Below are 16352 nucleotides of genomic sequence, written 5' to 3'. Positions count from 1 at the left end.
CGCGGCTACTCGGGCACGGGGACCACTATTGAAAGTTCCTGATGCTCTGCGCCCTCGAGCGCAAGCTGGGTTCTTTGATGACGTCTCAGGAAATCCTCCAGATCAGCCGGCTGCCGCTCGAAGCGCTCCAGCATTTCCCGCATCAGCGCAACGCAGAGCACCTCGTAGGCCATTCCTGTACGTTGGGCAAACCGTTGCACAGCCGCATGGAGGGCATCCTCCACCTCAATCTCCACACGCTTGACCTGCACGGGTGGATATCCGGGCTCCTTGCCTGCGGTGTCATCCTGTCCAAACGCCAACCACTCGAATCGGACCCCCAGTGCCTTGGCCAACTTGGCGACAACGGGAGGCCGTGGCGTCGTACGGCCTTGCTCGTACCGAGAGATCTGCGCAGCAGCTACTCCGCTGGACTCCGCCAAATCGGCCTGGCTCCAGCCATGACTTGAACGCGCCTTGATGAGCCGCTGAGCCAGTGCGTTGTTCATACATCTTTCTTGTCGATAGTCCTGAAAAGTATTGACAAGTCATTTTTAGTATTGAAAATACTGTTCATGACTGTTTGATACCAATCTGGATGATGAGTGATTGTATTCCCCGCTCCAAGGCAGGGGAGTGCACGCCTTCGCCATCGCTCCGCGTCTTTTCACATGCAAGGCTCCCGTGAGAGCACAAAGGAACTCGATATGCATGCCACATCTGCCCATGCTCGCGGCACCTCTCAATGCCCCGATTCACAACAAATGATGGCGCTTGCCATCCGTTGTGCCGAGCACCGCCTGGAGGTCCTGATTGCTACCACCGACACGGATAACGTACGGGACGAAACCGATGTTGAAGTAGAACTGGTCGCAGAACTCGCCCTGCATCACATCCGGCGAATGAAGGACATGAAGCTGGGCTGTGCCAGCGAGTTCGACAGCGAGTGGTATCGGGCACGCTCTGCTGTTGCACTGGCAGTGCAAGCCTTCAGCCGGCCCGACTCTGTCTACGGCAAGCGCCTGTCGCTGGCCCTGAGGGTGTTCGATGAAGGTGCGAGTTTCGTGGAATTTGTGGAACAGGGAATGAAATGAGGGTTCAGAAGGTCTCGGATGCGGAAAAAGCTGCGGAAACAGCAGCGCGGCTCCATGGACTGGGCCGTACCGGGCAATGCAAGGCAAGATCCGACCGAGTACAGAGCGGCTTCTGCCACTCTAGGCAGAGAGCATTTTTGATGCAGCCCATACGCCGCGATCTACAAAAACTACTCGGTCGTCAAAGTTGAGGGATTCTGAGCTGCCTATGCGGCAGCGAACGGCTAGTAGCGCTCTGCCCCTGGATGGGATCATTTCTGAGCTGCCTATGCGGCAGCGAACGACAGCTGCATGAGCAGCGCAACCCTGAATCATTTCTGAGCTGCCTATGCGGCAGCGAACGGCCCTGTCGTCAGCGTGGGCAGCATCGGCGTTTTCTGAGCTGCCTATGCGGCAGCGAACCAGATGGGCATCGAGATCGAAGGCGGGGGCATTTTCTGAGCTGCCTATGCGGCAGCGAACTTTCAGCGTCGCTGTTGTTGGGATCGGGCATTTTTCTGAGCTGCCTATGCGGCAGCGAACGAACAGGGTGACGTCCATCACGTCGCGGATCATTTCTGAGCTGCCTATGCGGCAGCGAACGCCGTGACCAGCGCGCACGGCACCGGCCAGGCTTTCTGAGCTGCCTATGCGGCAGCGAACGGCCGGGCGCACTGTCGCCCTGGCCACTGCATTTTCTGAGCTGCCTATGCGGCAGCGAACATGGGGCTTCCTTCCAGAGGGGAACGTTCGCATTTCTGAGCTGCCTATGCGGCAGCGAACGCTCTATGGGCCAGGGCGATGACGGCCTTGATTTTCTGAGCTGCCTACGCGGCAGCGAACGATGCCGCTGCTGACGCCATCCGGGCCATGAATTTCTGAGCTGCCTACGCGGCAGCGAACGGTATGCTCCGCGCACTCTGTACAGGGTGGCGCTTCTGAGCTGCCTACGCGGCAGCGAACGTCAGGGGGCCGGCGGTTCGCTGATCTGGTCCATTTCTGAGCTGCCTACGCGGCAGCGAACGGGCTGGCCCAAGGCCTGGGCGGCGTACTCGCTTTCTGAGCTGCCTACGCGGCAGCGAACGAGGCGCACCAACATCCGCAGACGAACGTTCGTTTCTGAGCTGCCTACGCGGCAGCGAACAAGTCGCTCCCACGATCCCTTCACGCAGCACTTTTCTGAGCTGCCTACGCGGCAGCGAACCAAGGTCGAGGACTGGGCGCGCGTGCCTGCGTTTTCTGAGCTGCCTACGCGGCAGCGAACCCGCCCTGGCAAGCCCAGGGCCCATCACGAAATTTCTGAGCTGCCTACGCGGCAGCGAACGTTCAGGGAGTGGGGCGCCATCAGCAGGGTCATTTCTGAGCTGCCTACGCGGCAGCGAACGCGGGCGTTCATGGCGTGCTCCCGGTGGCCTTTTTCTGAGCTGCCTACGCGGCAGCGAACATAGGTACGCATGGCGGTGGTGGCGTGTTGCATTTTCTGAGCTGCCTACGCGGCTGCGAACGGCACGAGCCAGCTATTCGAGGCGGGCTTTCATTTCTGAGCTGCCTACGCGGCAGCGAACCCCGGCCATCAGCGCGTCCAGGGGTAGCAGTCTTTCTGAGCTGCCTACGCGGCAGCGAACGAATAGCGGTTGGCGATGTGGGCCATGACGGCTTTCTGAGCTGCCTACGCGGCAGCGAACATGGTTCTGTTGCCCTCCGGGCAGTTCTTGTTTTTCTGAGCTGCCTACGCGGCAGCGAACCTGGCCATGGTGGCGGTGGTCGAGTACGGCAATTTCTGAGCTGCCTACGCGGCAGCGAACTGGTAGGCCTTGTCAGCGGCCTCCCAGGAATTTTTCTGAGCTGCCTACGCGGCAGCGAACTCCACCATCTTCAAGCCCAGCGGCTCGGGCGTTTTCTGAGCTGCCTACGCGGCAGCGAACGCTGCATGAAAACCAAAACAACGAGTGAGAGATTTCTGAGCTGCCTACGCGGCAGCGAACTCCGAAATCTCTGCACCGCAATTCCTGCAGTGTTTCTGAGCTGCCTACGCGGCAGCGAACGTGCGGGCCAGCGGAAGTCCGCGCGCGCTACATTTCTGAGCTGCCTACGCGGCAGCGAACACCAGATCCTGCAGCGTCTGCAGTGACTGCTCTTTCTGAGCTGCCTACGCGGCAGCGAACGAGAAGTGGAGCATTGCTCTGTGCCGCAAGCTTTTCTGAGCTGCCTACGCGGCAGCGAACCTATCGGTATCGCCCAGCTCGACGGTTTGATATTTCTGAGCTGCCTACGCGGCAGCGAACCCAGCGCATCAGCACGCCCGGCTTTTGGACTTTTTCTGAGCTGCCTACGCGGCAGCGAACAGCGCGATGGCCCAGGCTCTGACCCGCGCGACTTTCTGAGCTGCCTACGCGGCAGCGAACAAGCCGGTCAGGGTGTCGGCCCAGCCTTTGAATTTCTGAGCTGCCTACGCGGCAGCGAACCGCCCGTCTCATACCCCGCCCAGACACCCAAATTTCTGAGCTGCCTACGCGGCAGCGAACCTTTACTTCGGGCGTGATGAGGTTGTTGTGCTTTTCTGAGCTGCCTACGCGGCAGCGAACAACAGCACGGCCACGGTCTGCGGCTGGGGCATTTTCTGAGCTGCCTACGCGGCAGCGAACGTCGTAATCTGGCTTTGACGCTCCCCAGGTCTTTTCTGAGCTGCCTACGCGGCAGCGAACGCGATTTGGACAATCCCTGCCGAGCGCATGAATTTCTGAGCTGCCTACGCGGCAGCGAACTGGTCTCGGGCACGCCCTCGATCACATCGTCATTTCTGAGCTGCCTACGCGGCAGCGAACGAGGTGGCGTGGGTCGGCTCCGGTAACTACAATTTCTGAGCTGCCTACGCGGCAGCGAACTGTGGTCCGCCCGGCGAATATCAGCAGGTCAATTTCTGAGCTGCCTACGCGGCAGCGAACTTGTTGCAGCGCAGTTCGGCCTGCTTCTGGAATTTCTGAGCTGCCTACGCGGCAGCGAACCTGTACCAGCGCCCTGCCACCACGTCGGGGCCTTTCTGAGCTGCCTACGCGGCAGCGAACGCCGGCAGGCTCGGGGTTGGAATCACGGGCCATTTCTGAGCTGCCTACGCGGCAGCGAACTCCAGCGGCGTGGCGCGGATCTTCGACTATGTTTTCTGAGCTGCCTACGCGGCAGCGAACGCCACCGTCGCCTATTTCACCCCCGACCCTGATTTCTGAGCTGCCTACGCGGCAGCGAACAAGCCGCCAAGGGCGTGAAGGGGATCGGCGATTTTCTGAGCTGCCTACGCGGCAGCGAACGTGCAGTACGGCGTCAGCTCGCTGCTGGGTATTTTCTGAGCTGCCTACGCGGCAGCGAACGGCGGCGGCGGTCTTGGCGTGCTCTTGGATTTTTTCTGAGCTGCCTACGCGGCAGCGAACCCGGGCGCCGCACGTGGTCTGCCGCAGACATATTTCTGAGCTGCCTACGCGGCAGCGAACTGGGCCGCACGCAATGAGTGCCTCGGCGTGTTTTTCTGAGCTGCCTACGCGGCAGCGAACTTCGCCATAGCCCACCAGTTCCACGGCCTCATTTTCTGAGCTGCCTACGCGGCAGCGAACAACAGCGCCAAGCCCGGACACGCTGGCTGCTGTTTCTGAGCTGCCTACGCGGCAGCGAACAAGACCAACCCCGAATGGCCTGCGTTCTTCCATTTCTGAGCTGCCTACGCGGCAGCGAACTAGGCAAAAAATTCCCCAATCCATTGATTTTGAAAGAGCTATCACCTCCAGCTGGCGAACACCCCAAATTGCGGGGTATCTGCCAAGCTGTTGATTTACAAGGCAGTCTGCAGGCCGCCAGAAAAAGGGTCAGAACCAGGGAACAGCAGTTCCCAGGCTCAGCCCGTAGGTGTTGAAGCCTTCCTGGCCCGCCGTTCCCTGCACCGCTTTCTGCTCCACGAACAGGCAAAACGGCTGGCCGGTGCTGGCGCTGCGCAGTTGAACGTAGGGCAGGTCCGGGGTGCGCTCCACGCTGTCGGGGATGGCGGCCGCAGCCTGTTCTGCGGTTTCTCCCTTGCGCCGCATGCGGCGGCGGCGCAGGCGGTCGGGGCTGGTCTTGAATTGCCGGCGCTGCACCAGGCAGGGCACGGCGCCCTCTGGCACCAAAGCTGGCGGCGTGCAGTGCACGTGATCGCGCATGCCCTGCAGCCAGGGCTGTTCCATCAGGCCGCGCAGCGCGGCTTCACTGCCATGCAGGCGCAGGATGGTGCCCAGAGTGCGTGGACGCAGGCTGTAGCCGGGAAAGCTGATGCCTATGTCCGTGCTGCCCAGTTGCACGAGCGCGCGGTGCAGCTTGGCGACCAGCGCGCCCAACAGGTGGGCGTGGCTGAACTCCGGGTCAGGCAGCAGCGTGGTGTCGATGTAGTGCGAGGTCATGGCCATCAGCTCGCATCGCCGAAGACGCCGCCGCGGATCAGCACGGCCATCACGAAGTGCTGCTGCTCGACGGGCGGCACCTTGTCCTTGAGCAGCCAGTCGTCCAGCAGGGTGTAGAAGTCCTGCTTTTGCTTGGGCTGGCGCCAGGCCTTGCCCTGGGTGGTGACGGAGCCGTAGGGCTCGACCGCGATGGGGCCCAGGTCCTGCGCGCCGTCGTACCAGGTGTCGATGGTGCGCAGGGCGTTGCCGATTTTCTGGGAGTGGATGGCGGCGACCTCCTGGCCTTTTTCACCGATCTGGTAGAGCGTCTTGCTCTTTTTGGTGCTGCCCTTGTCGAGGATCAGCTCCTGTGAGGGGAAGACTTCCTGGCCCGCGCCCAGGCGCACAAAGGCGGTGATCTGCAGCAGCACATGGGCCTTGCCCTCAAGCCCCTGCGCGATCACGCTGCCCAACGAAGCCACTTTCTCGTCAGGCTGCTCCAGCGTGCGCAGGTTGTGGGCCAGCGCATCGAACGACCATGCCTGCCCGGCCTTGCCATCCTTGAGCTGCACCACCTGCACCTGCACGCTTTCCGCGCCCACGCGGTTGCGCCACAGAAAGCGCCCGTTCGCCAGGTTGGCCGCATAGCGGTTGGCCAGTTCGGCAAAGCCCTGGGCCGAGGCATAGGTCTGGACGGTCTGCGCGAGCCTGGCCTGGTATTCGGCGCTGTTGCAGGCAGACGGGGTGCCTGCGCCAGACAGCACGCGCAGCGTGAACTGCACCTTGAGCGTGTCGGCATCGGCGGGCAGGGCTGCCACGTCCACGGTCTGCAGGTTGGGGTTCTCGATGGCAGCGTCGAGCTTGGCCGGGTCCTGGTCTTTGGTCTTGAGGCGGTTGGAGATGGTGCCGCGCACGGATTTCTCGCGCAGCTTGACGGAGGGCCAGGAGGCGGAGGCCGCCCGGTCATCCCAGTTGCCTGCGTGGAAGACGGCGTCGGAGGGGTCGAGCTTGCGTTCGAAGGCGAGGACGGATGCGGTCTTGAGGGTGCTGGACATGGTGTTCAATCCTTTGGCAATACGGTGTGAAAGGCGGCGGTGCAAGGACGCGGGTCAGGTGTATGCATAGCTGTCGTCGTCTTCCTGCTCCTGGGCTGCGGCGTCGTCAGGGTCGGCCACGGCTGCGGGGTCTGGCACGTAGCCGCTGCGGCAGCGGTAAAGGCCCCGCTTTTCATCGGTGTGCGCATGCCACAGCAGTTGCTCCAGATGGGTGAGGCGGTGCGGGCTGATCCATTCGCCCAGCGAGTAGACCGACTCCACGAAGCGCAGCGGCGTGGTGGCATCGCGGGCGTTGAGCACTTCGCCTGCGGCATGCGATGGCGAGAGCGCCGCATAGCCCACGGGCACAGGCACGATCCAGCCGCTGCCGGGGCCGCGCCAGGGATCTGCCCATGGATGCTTGCCATCGGCAGGCGGGGGCTGGCCTTCGGCCGCTGACACGGGCTCGTGGTTGAAGCGCGATGCATGCAGCCAGGCATCGAGCAGCGTGGTGTGCGCCGCTTTGTCGCGCAGCCTGTGCAGGCGGTCGGCCAGCAGGTCGTCACGCCCCACCAGGGCGAAGCCCGGCAGCCACTGGCGCCGCCATTCGCGGAACTGGCGGCTGCGCTCGGTGGCGTCTTCTGCCAGCACGGACAGCCTGGGGCGCACGCGCCTGCCGGGCGCGGCGCGCGATGGCAGCAGGCTGCCGCCGGCCACGCGCATTTGCGACAGGATTTGCCCGGCTTCATCGGCCCATTGCTGCATCGGCTCGGCAGCGCTTTGCACCAGGGTCGGGGCCGAGTTGGAGCCGGGGACGCGTTTTTCCGAGACGGTGAAGACCAGGGAGATGTCGAGGTGGATGCGCCCTTCCTCCACGATGGCGGCGGTGCTGCCGTCCTTGTCCACCGGGTTGCGCGTGAGGTTGAAGCTGCGCACATAGCCCTGCGTCACCTGCTCCTGATGGTGGTGGCAGACCACGCCCACCGCGTGCAGGCGCAAGGGGATGCCGGCCTGCGCCAGCTTGCGCTCCAGCGCCCACATCAGTCCGGTGAAGGCGGTGATGGAGGGGAAGCCGTGCGTGAGCGGGCTGGAGATGGCGTTGGCGTTCTGCACGCGCAGATGGGGGAAGGTCAGGATGGCCTGCGGTTGTGGCGATTGCGTCATACCGCGCCCCCCCTGTGCATCACCAGTTCATCGTGCGTTTTGCGGATAGGGATATAGGCCGGGGCGTCCAGCCTTTTGCGCAGTTCACGCAACTGCTGCACAAAACCATCCTCATCGGTCAGCAGCTCTTTCTTCCACACACGCGCCTCGGCGTCGCCCACAGGCAACTGGCCGAAGAGCTGGCTGTTGAGCCAGTTGGCAAAGCGTTTGCCTACCTCGGCAGGCCAGTCCATCCAAAGCCATTCGCGGGCGAAATCTGCCTCATCGCGCAGTTCGGTTCGCAATGGGTCCAGCCACAATTGCTCTTCACGCACCAGCTTGCCGAAGCGTTCCACATCGCGGCTCCAGCCAGCGGGCAGGGTCTGCTGCACTTCGCCGGCGAGCGAGACCATTTCATCGATCAGCGCATCCATGAAGGCTTCACGGCGCTCGCGCGTTTGCAGGTTGGGCTCCGGGTCGGTCGCAAGGAAGGCACGCAGCTTGCGCACCGTGCTTCGCACCTCGGGACGGCCGATGAACAGCCTGTCGAACACGGAGCTGGCATGCACCGGAAGCCGTACATCGCTGCTGCGCCAGACCGGTGGCAGCGACGCCAGCAGGTAGTTGACTCCGCCACGCTCGCTGTTGAGCTGGGAAATATTCTGTGGCTTTGTCCCTCCCATCTTCTGGACGGCCAGCCCAGGGTAGTCATGGAAGACGCCGTCATGCGCCTTGCGCTCGCGCCGCGCCTGCCGGGCCGCCTTGTTGCTTTCCCCAAAGCGGTCTTCCTGCACCTGCGCATGCACGGCATGCGCCAGCGTGGTGGCAAACAACGGCGCCAGCAATTCATAGCCTTCATCGGCACAGGCATCGCTGCCCGTCAGCCAGTACAGCTGCTTGGCCCGCGTGTGCGAACTGGGTGCGCCCGCGCGCGGCTGGGTCAGGCCGACGAAGGCATCGCGCAAGCCCATGGCCTGCTGCGGGTCCTCATGCAGGGCCTGGAGCGCGCCCGGGTCTTGCGCCAGCAGCGCGGCCAGCAGGCTGGTGCCGTCCACCTCGACCTTGAGGAACTTGTAGACGTCAAGCGCCGCCGCATTGCCCACCACATCGCCAGCGAAGGACTGCCCCAGCGCATGGCTTCCCAGTTCCTGCAGCGCTGGCAGGCTGGCCGGCTCCACATAGAGATTGGTGCCGCGCGCATCAGGGTGTATGGGCTTGAGGGAGTGGGTGACGGCCTGGATTTGCGTCACCCGGCGGGCGGCGTCTTCCATCCAGGTATCGCGCTGGTGCTGAGCCAGCAGCTCCTGTCGTTTGAGGTCGTCTTCGGCCAGCTTGTCCAGCTTGGCCTTGAGGCGCTCCTGAATGAAGGTTGCGATGGCGTCATGCCATCGCATGGCGCTTGGGGTGGGTGGCATTGCTTCTCCCTCCTTGCGAAAAAATCAGAAATCAACCATGATTTGTGTAGTCTGCCGGAATATTGGCAGCTCAGTAGATGATGTGTGTGGTCTGTGTTCTGCACCTCGTTTCTTTTCTGCCGCGCAGGCAGCATCCCGAATAACGGTAAGCGGTATAAAATTCCCTTCTCATGGCGATCACTTCCTTCAAGTGCCCGGAAACCCAGCGCCTGTTCACCAGCGGCAAGACCCGCCGGTTCGCCAACATCCAGAGCGTGGCGGAGCGCAAGCTGGCTCAGTTGGATGCGGCTGTGACACTTGAATTTCTGCGCAGCCCTCCTGGCAATCGCCTGGAAATGCTCGTGGGAGATCGGCAGGGCCAGCACAGCATCCGCATCAACGACCAGTGGCGCGTCTGCTTTGTCTGGACGGAAAAGGGAGTGGCTGACGTAGAGATAGTGGATTACCACTGACGAGCAATGACACACCAACTCTGCCGCATAGGCAGATTGGGAACCGGCGCCTCCCAATGAGGAGCACAGGAGAAAGACATGCTTAAAAACGGCATGCGCCCCATACACCCAGGTGAAGTCCTGCGCGAGGACTACCTGAAGCCCATGGACATGAGCGCCAACGCGCTGGCCAGGCACCTGCACGTTCCCGCCTCGCGCGTGAACGACATCGTGCTGGAGCGGCGCGGCATCACGGCCGACACGGCGCTGCGGCTGAGCCGCTTCTTTGGGGGCGACGCCCAGTCCTGGCTGAACCTTCAGACCGCCTACGACCTGCGCACGGCAGAGCTGAACGCGGAGTTGCAGGCGTCCGTGAGGCAAGTTCATCCGATGCAGCTGCATACCGCCTGATCCTCAGGCCCGGCCCACAAAGCCCAGCACGCCATGCCAGCGCCAGCCCTGTGCCTTGTCGGGCAGGCTGGCCGTGGCGTACTTGCCTGCACAGGCATCCAGCGCCAGCCCCTTGCCCTCCGCCAGGGCTAACAGTTCCTGCATCAGGTCGGCCTGCCCCCATGCAGTGACAGACCCCTTCCGTGGGTCCAATGGTTCCCGGTGCAGCAGGCTGTCCTGCACCAGCACATGGAGCTTGTCGCCCCGCCGCTGGCCATCGACCACGCGGTGCAGTTGCAGGCCCTCTTCCTCCTCGTCCGGCAGAAACACCACATCCACGCGCGGCAGCGGGTCGTAGCGAAAGCGCTGGAACTGCGGCAGCAGGCCCGTGAGCCAGAAGCAGGCTGGGCTGGCCCAGTGCAGGCTGGCGGCGCGCAGCACCGGCGTGGCATCCGGGCTGTCTGCGGGGCGCGGCAGCATGGTGTCGTGCAGGCGGGCGTGTTCCAGGTCCACGAGGTTCCTGGCCGGGTGGAACTGCTCCCTGGCCACTTCGATGCGTGCGCGGGCATCCACGGGCCAGAGGGGCTCGCCCTTGGTGTGCTTGGCCAGCAGCGATTGCAGGTCATGCGAGCGCAGGTGGAAGTACCGCGCCGTGTCCGCCTTGTCATCCACCGGCTCCATCTCGAAACCCGGCTTGCAGAATGCTGCTCGGCCTGGATGCTCGAAAGCACGCAGGTTGCTGTCCAGCAACCGCATGTTGGCCTCCTGCACCGCACCCGGCCTGTGGCGCCGCACGCGTCCGGCCAGCTGGATCAGCGAGCGCATGGACGAGGGCTCGACCACGGCCCAGTCATAGTCGTGGTCGCGGCCCACTTCGGTGACGGGGGAGCCGAGCACGATGAAGATGTGATCGGCCTCATCGTTGGCATCAAGCAATGCGCGGATGGCCGGCCTCTGGAAGATGGGGTCTGCGCCGTCGGGGGAGCGGCGGTCCAGCACAGTGTCCAGGTGCCGCTCGATGCTGGAACGCACCAGCAGCGGAAACTGCGAGTGGTAGACGCACAGGTGCACACGCACGCCCGGTGCAGGAGCGCCCTGGCCATACATGGCGACGGCCACGTCGAACAGCGGTTCGATGTTGGCCATGCGGATGAGGCCGAAGCTCACACGCTTGCCACTGGCAGGGTCGATGCCATGGTTGCCCGGCTGCTGGTGCAACTGCCATGCATGCTCCAGCGCGATGCGCAAAATCCCGGCGCCGCGCGGCCGGGTCCAGCCCCTGCCAGCCGGCAGGCAGGGGAGCGATGGCAGCCAGGCGCCGCACCTCGGCCCGGGCGAGCTGGGCCACGCGCTTTTGCACAAAGCTTTCATGGCCTGTGCGAAACCCTGCGCCATCGGCGCAGTCCAGTGCCTGCTGGTGGAATTCGTCCACCCACAGGCAGCAGATGGCCACGGGCTCGCCGGGCCGCTCGCCGCGATGGCGCTGGAAGATCTCGCGCCCGGCGCGGTAGGCCAGGTAGAGCCCCTCCACCAGCGCTGGCGGCAAGGTGGCCGAGGACAGCAGCACGCGCGAGCCCAGCAGGCCCGCCCAGTGCACTAGCCGCGTGAGCGCGGGCAGGTCGGCCATGTCGAAATCATCGGGCTCGTCCAGTACCAGGTCGCCCGTCATGAGGCGCAGCATGGGCGCGATCTGGCGGCCTCCGCGCAGGCTTTCGGTGGCGGGCGTGAGGTGGTCCACAGTGCAGGCCAACACGGGCGCGGCGATCAGCGAGCGCACCTGCGCATCGTCGGTCAGGCGCTGCAGCAGTGGGTGCTGGTCATTGCCGTCAAACAGGACTTGCCCGCCTTCGTCGAGCAGCGCCTGGCGCGAGGCCGAACCCGTGGCCTCGGCCTGCGCTTCCCAGTACTCGAACAGCGCGCGGCTGGCCGCGCCGCCGACCTTGATGGCGAGCTGGTCGTCGCCCAGGCCCAGGTCGTTCTGGAACACCCGCCCCGTCTGCAGCGTGAGCGTGCGCAGGCCAATGGCGAAGGCACAGCGCATGCCCACGCCCGGGTCAGCCAGCGCGTTCATGATGCGCGCATTGCCCAGCGTCTTGCCGCAGCCAGTGGAAGCCATGTTGACGATGAAGCCGCCCTGGCTGGCGGCCCGGTGGCGCACGCTGGCAGCCAGGTCGGCGGCCTTGTCCTGCCACTGGAAGCGCGTGTTGCTGCTGCGCTTCTTGAGGCCGCGATGGCTGCGCAGTGCCGGCAGGCTGCGCGCCAGTGTGGGCAGCGAGCGCGCTACCAGCGTGGCATGGGCCTGCACGCCGAGCAGGTGTTCGTCCAGCGTCTGGTTGAAAGCGGACGCGGCACCTGGAGCTGCACTCTTGCGCCGGGTGTTGGCGTACAGCGGATAGCCCGCGTTGCGGAAAGGATGGCGGCGCGCCTCGTCCTCGATGCTGGAGTAGTGGTGGTCGGCCAGCATCAGGCACAGGCGCGAAAGGTGCAGCGTGAACGGATCTCCCAGGCTTGCAGCGTCAAGCGACCGGCCCGTCAGTTCCTGTAGCTTGATTGCGTAGCGCGCGGCCTGCTTTCGCCAGGGTGCCGTGGCCACCGGAAGGCCCTGCGGGAAGTCCCAATGGGAGCGCACTTTCGCCGGGTCGGCTTTCTCGCGCGGCTCGTTCCAGTCGGCGCTGATGCACTGCAGCAGTTGCTCGATGTCATTGCTGTTGACGAAGCGCGGGCGCGCGCCGAAGCGGCACCATTGGCGGCGGTCGGGCTCCAGCTCGTCGTCGGACTCCTGCCGGCCTGCAGCGACCGGCATGCAGGGCAGCCGATGGTGTGTCAGAACCAGCCAGGCCACGGCGGTGGCCAGCGGCGGCAGCGCCTTGAACGGCAGATGCTGGCTGGCCTGCGGCTCGTCCAGGCCATCGCGCAGAAGGCGGCCGCTGCGGTGATCCAGCCATTGCGCCTCAAAGGCCCGGGCATCGGCGGCCTCATCCACACAGGCTGCCAGCCTTTGCAGCCATGCCGCGTCGCCGTCGCCGCCCACGAAAGCCTGGAACAGCCGCACCGACACCCATTCATGGCGGTAGTGGTTGCGCTCGCGCAGGCCAGGATTGTTCAGCCGGTCCTGGAATGCCTGGGTGGCCTTGCCCAAGTCATGCACCAGGGCCGCCAAAGCGGCCAGCGCCGTGATCAGTGGCAGGTGGTGCCAGTGGCTTTCATCTTCGGCGCGCAGCACGTTGCTGGCCGTGGTGTTGGTGGGCACGGCGCCTTCGGCGTTGAACTGGCGCCCGTCGCCCACGATCCACAGCAGCTCGCTGTGGTCGCGCCCGCGTATCCAGTGGCAGGCCACGGCGGTGTTCTTGCGCGCGCTCTGGCGCAGCAGCTTGCGCACGGTGTCGAGCCCGGCCGCCGTGATGGGCGTCTGCCAAGTGCGATCGCCGCGCCGCTCGGCAAACTGGTCGAGGATGCGGCGCGTTTCGGTGAGGGCGCGCTTGCTGCACTGGGAGACGAAGAGCACGTTCATGTGCCGGCCTCCTGCGCAGCGCCGGGCGTGGCGGACGCGCCGGCCATGCGCGCCGTGTCGACGGCAATGCGCTTGAGCGTGTCGATGATGAAGTCCAGCGATTCGCTGCGCGTGAGCGCCTCGATGCATTGGCGGCGAAATTGCGGCTCGTCGTCGCCGCGCATGGCCGACAGGAAGGCCTGCGGCAGGATGGCCGCATCCTTGACCAGATCGGCCGCATCGAACACCAGGCCGCCGCGCCGCGTCTTGCCATGCAGCACGGCCAGACCGTGGGGCAGGCCCAGCACCCAGGTGGCCGTGGCGCCCAGTCCGTAGGCCAGATAGTTGCCATGGTCCAGATAGCGGTTGGCTCCATCGGTGCCGGTGCCGCGCTTGGCGCGTGTGAATTCGCCATATCCCACGGCGTCCACGGCGAGCTTGAACAAGGCCTTGGTCAGCCGTGCCTCATCGGTCAGCAGTGTCATGACATCGGGCGCATTGGCCATCAGCGCCGCAAATTGCTGCACCAGCGCCTTCAGGCGCTCCATGTCCACGGCAAAGCCGGATTCACGCAAGGCACGTGCACCCCATTCCTGCTGCAGCCGCTGCAATCGCAAAGCCTGCAATTGTTTGGCGGCATGCAGGCGCAGTTCATCGTCAAACCAGAATTGGACCCAGGCCTGCAGGTATTCAGTGGGGCGGTACTCGCTTTGCGGAGTGAGCCAGGCGACTTCCACATCGACTTCATTGGCGCTGAACAAAGGCGTTCCACCGCCGCCGCAAAAGCCGACCAGCACGCCCGCCTTGGCCAGTTCCCGCATGGCCGCCTGCGTGATGGAGGTGCCGGCGCCCAGCAGGATGCTGGTGGTGTTGGCAATGGGAATATTCCAATACAGGCTGCGCTTGCCGGCATCGGTCACATATTCCACCCGCCCGCCATTGACCAGTACACGGCAGTGCTCAAGGTAATAGATGTTGGCGCGTTTGGAATGGAGAATGGTCTTGAGATCCTGGCCCTTGATATCCTGCATTGCAGCCTCCCGCAGGCAGTTGTATCAAATTGCCAATCCCCTTCAATGGCTTGTCCCAGGAATAAAAAGGCGCCTTGCTTGTACAAGGCGCCTTTCTTTACATCCCAGTGAATGATCACTGCATCTGCTTCAGATTCCCGATGCGCACCAGCATTTCCGTGAACATCTGCATGTCGGCGCGCAGGTCGGGCAGTTCCTTGTATTCGAGCGCGTTGTGCGCCGTGTACTTCTTGCCGGGCATGGCAGGGCCGAAGTTGATGGCGTTGGGCATGAGCTTGGCCGTGGTGCTGCCGGCCGTGGGCACGGGCTTGGCGTCCAGGCCCGTGGTGTCGCCGAAGATGTTGAGCAGGGTGGACAGCCAGGCCCCCTTGGGGTCGCGCGCCATCCAGTTGCCCTGGGTGTATTGCAGGGTCAGGGGGACCTTGGCGGCCGCGCTCCAGCGGGTGATGCGTTGCTCGACTTCGGTGCGCAGTTGCTCGGGCGTCTTGCCGCGCGGCATGCGCACGTTGGTGGTGACTTCCAGCTTGCCGTCTGCCGCCTTGATGAGGTTGGGCGACAGGGTCAGCGGGCCCATGAAGTCGTCGGCATAGGCAACGCCCAGCTGCTTGCCGAAGTAGTCGAGGCCGAAGGCGCCGTTGATGTAGCGCAGGGCGTTGCTGTAGGCATTGGGCTGGACCAGGGCCACGCCATCGGTGGGCATGAGCACCTGCTGCAGGAACAGCGTCAGGCGCGGCACGGGGTTGACGCCTTCCTCAGGGCGCGAGCCGTGGGCCGAGGTGCCCGTGACCTTGACGGTGGCTGCGGTGCCGCTGCGCTGGATGTCGATGGTGAACGGCCCGCCCTGCCCTGCATAGCTGGTGGTGAAGTCACCCTTGGCCGCCTGCAGGCGCGCGGCGATGGCTTCGATGGCGGCTTCGTCGCCGGCCGTGATGGTGGCGGTGGCAGTCTGCGCAATGGCGTTGGCCGAGGCGGCGCCGGCCATGGCGGTGATGGCGGGCTGGGCGGGGTCGGCCTTCACGTCGTCGAATACGGCCTTGAGCGCGCCCGAGCCTTTTTCCGCGACGACGGCCGGGTACTTGCTGTCCAGCACGATGTTGTAGGCGGGCAGCGTGGTCTTGCCCTGGTAGTACTTCATGGCGTCGCCGCCGGTTTCCTCGGTGGTCTCGATCATGAGCCGAATGCCGCGCGACAGGGGCAGGCCGCTGTCCTTGACGGCCTTCATGGCGAACAGCACGGTGGCGATGGAGCCCTTGTCGTCGATGGTGCCGCGCCCGTAGAGCTTGTCGCCCACGCGCGTGACCTTGAAGGGGTCGATGGCCTGGCCGTCCAGCACCCATTCGGCGGGGACGACGGGCACGACGTCTGCATGGGTGAGGATGCCGAATTCATCGGTGCCCGAGTTCGAGGCGCTCGCGGTGTTCGCAGGCAGGGTGACCTCGAAGATGCGGTTGTCCACGTTGCGGTACTGCAGGCCGAAGTCCCTGGCCATCTGCTGCACCAGTTCGCCGAAGGCGAGGATGGCCGGGCTTTCATGGGGTGGCACCTTGGGATCGCGCACCGTGGGCAGGGCCACCATGCGCTCGATGCTGGCCAGCACGGCCTGCTCCTGCGTGAGCCGCGTGTACAGGCCCAGCAGGCGGGCGACGTGGTTGAGTTCATCTCCCGTGAGCGCGGCGCCTGCCGCATGTCGCTGCACGGCCTGGGCGATGGCAGGCTGCGCGGCCGCGGCCTGCTTCAGGAAGCTGGCGAAGTCGGTGGGCGCCGGCTGCGCCTGGGCCAGCGCGTCCAGCGCGGGCTTCCTGAGGGTGTCGGCGCCGGCCGCGCCGCTCCACGCCAGGGCCATGCTCATGGCAAGGGCCAGGGTGGAGGCTTTGAACGGATGGTTCTTCATGGTCGTCGGTCTGTCGATGAATGCTGAGGCCGCAAGAATACGGGCTTTGCAGCCCTTTTCCGGCCAGGACGTGCT

11 protein-coding genes, 1 pseudogene and 1 CRISPR repeat array are annotated in these 16352 nt (G+C 64.5%); of the genes and pseudogenes, 3 read left to right on the top strand and 9 right to left on the bottom strand.

Annotation, left to right across the window (positions count from 1 at the left end):
* Positions 1–5: 5 nt before the first annotated feature.
* A complete protein-coding gene (locus tag DACI_RS06170) occupies positions 6–488 on the bottom strand; it encodes a helix-turn-helix domain-containing protein (RefSeq protein ID WP_043780768.1) in 483 nt (160 codons plus the stop codon).
* Between the two features lie 198 nt (positions 489–686).
* Between DACI_RS06170 and DACI_RS06165 the strand changes: the two genes are divergently transcribed.
* The gene (locus DACI_RS06165; RefSeq protein ID WP_012203147.1) at positions 687–1073 is read left to right on the top strand and encodes a hypothetical protein; all 387 of its coding nucleotides are present in this window, start codon (positions 687–689) and stop codon (positions 1071–1073) included.
* Positions 1074–1267: 194 nt separating this feature from the next.
* Positions 1268–4777: direct repeats of the CRISPR family, unit length 28 nt; unit sequence TTTCTGAGCTGCCTACGCGGCAGCGAAC.
* Positions 4778–4906: 129 nt separating this feature from the next.
* Here DACI_RS06165 and cas6f read toward each other — a convergent pair.
* From cas6f to csy1, 4 genes are read right to left on the bottom strand one after another with little or no spacing between them, the layout of a single operon-like run.
* Positions 4907–5473: a type I-F CRISPR-associated endoribonuclease Cas6/Csy4 gene (gene cas6f / locus DACI_RS06160; RefSeq protein ID WP_043783206.1), complete on the bottom strand. Its 567-nt coding sequence runs from the start codon at positions 5471–5473 to the stop codon at positions 4907–4909.
* Positions 5474–5478: 5 nt separating this feature from the next.
* Positions 5479–6507 carry a type I-F CRISPR-associated protein Csy3 gene (csy3, locus tag DACI_RS06155; RefSeq protein WP_012203145.1) on the bottom strand — a complete coding sequence of 343 codons (1029 nt, stop codon included), beginning with the start codon at positions 6505–6507 and terminating at the stop codon, positions 5479–5481.
* A 54-nt stretch (positions 6508–6561) separates the two neighbouring features.
* Positions 6562–7650 (bottom strand): type I-F CRISPR-associated protein Csy2, encoded by a 1089-nt coding sequence (gene csy2, locus DACI_RS06150; RefSeq protein ID WP_012203144.1) that lies wholly within the window; start codon positions 7648–7650, stop codon positions 6562–6564.
* Positions 7647–9044, bottom strand: coding sequence for a type I-F CRISPR-associated protein Csy1 (gene csy1, locus DACI_RS06145; RefSeq protein ID WP_012203143.1), 1398 nt, complete (start codon positions 9042–9044; stop codon positions 7647–7649). Before csy1 ends, csy2 begins: the two co-directional genes overlap by 4 nt.
* 170 nt (positions 9045–9214) lie before the next feature.
* On the opposite strand from csy1, the gene DACI_RS06140 reads away from it, so the two are divergent.
* Both DACI_RS06140 and DACI_RS06135 read left to right on the top strand, forming a co-directional pair.
* Positions 9215–9496, top strand: a complete 282-nt coding sequence (locus tag DACI_RS06140) for a type II toxin-antitoxin system RelE/ParE family toxin (RefSeq protein ID WP_012203142.1) — start codon at positions 9215–9217, stop codon at positions 9494–9496.
* Between the two features lie 78 nt (positions 9497–9574).
* Positions 9575–9886, top strand: a complete 312-nt coding sequence (locus DACI_RS06135) for a HigA family addiction module antitoxin (RefSeq protein ID WP_012203141.1) — start codon at positions 9575–9577, stop codon at positions 9884–9886.
* Positions 9887–9889: 3 nt separating this feature from the next.
* Here the strand turns inward: DACI_RS06135 and DACI_RS32765 are convergent, their stop codons facing one another.
* The 4 genes and pseudogenes from DACI_RS32765 to DACI_RS06120 form a co-directional block, all read right to left on the bottom strand.
* Positions 9890–11011, bottom strand: coding sequence for a hypothetical protein (locus DACI_RS32765; protein ID WP_373769348.1), 1122 nt, complete (start codon positions 11009–11011; stop codon positions 9890–9892).
* A gap of 205 nt (positions 11012–11216) precedes the next feature.
* Positions 11217–13376: pseudogene (cas3f, locus tag DACI_RS06130) on the bottom strand (type I-F CRISPR-associated helicase Cas3f); the annotation flags it as partial.
* On the bottom strand, positions 13373–14386 hold the full coding sequence (cas1f, locus tag DACI_RS06125) for a type I-F CRISPR-associated endonuclease Cas1f (RefSeq protein WP_012203140.1): 1014 nt from the start codon (positions 14384–14386) through the stop codon (positions 13373–13375). The pseudogene cas3f and the gene cas1f, both read right to left, overlap by 4 nt.
* Positions 14387–14501: 115 nt before the next feature.
* Complete coding sequence (locus DACI_RS06120; RefSeq protein ID WP_012203139.1) at positions 14502–16277, bottom strand: dipeptidase; 1776 nt, start codon at positions 16275–16277, stop codon at positions 14502–14504.
* Positions 16278–16352: the final 75 nt, after the last annotated feature.

Source organism: Delftia acidovorans SPH-1, from assembly GCF_000018665.1.
GTDB classification, from domain to species: Bacteria; Pseudomonadota; Gammaproteobacteria; order Burkholderiales; family Burkholderiaceae_C; genus Comamonas; species Comamonas acidovorans.
Note: the sequence above shows the minus strand (reverse complement) of the source record. Positions and strands in the feature narration are given on the sequence as shown.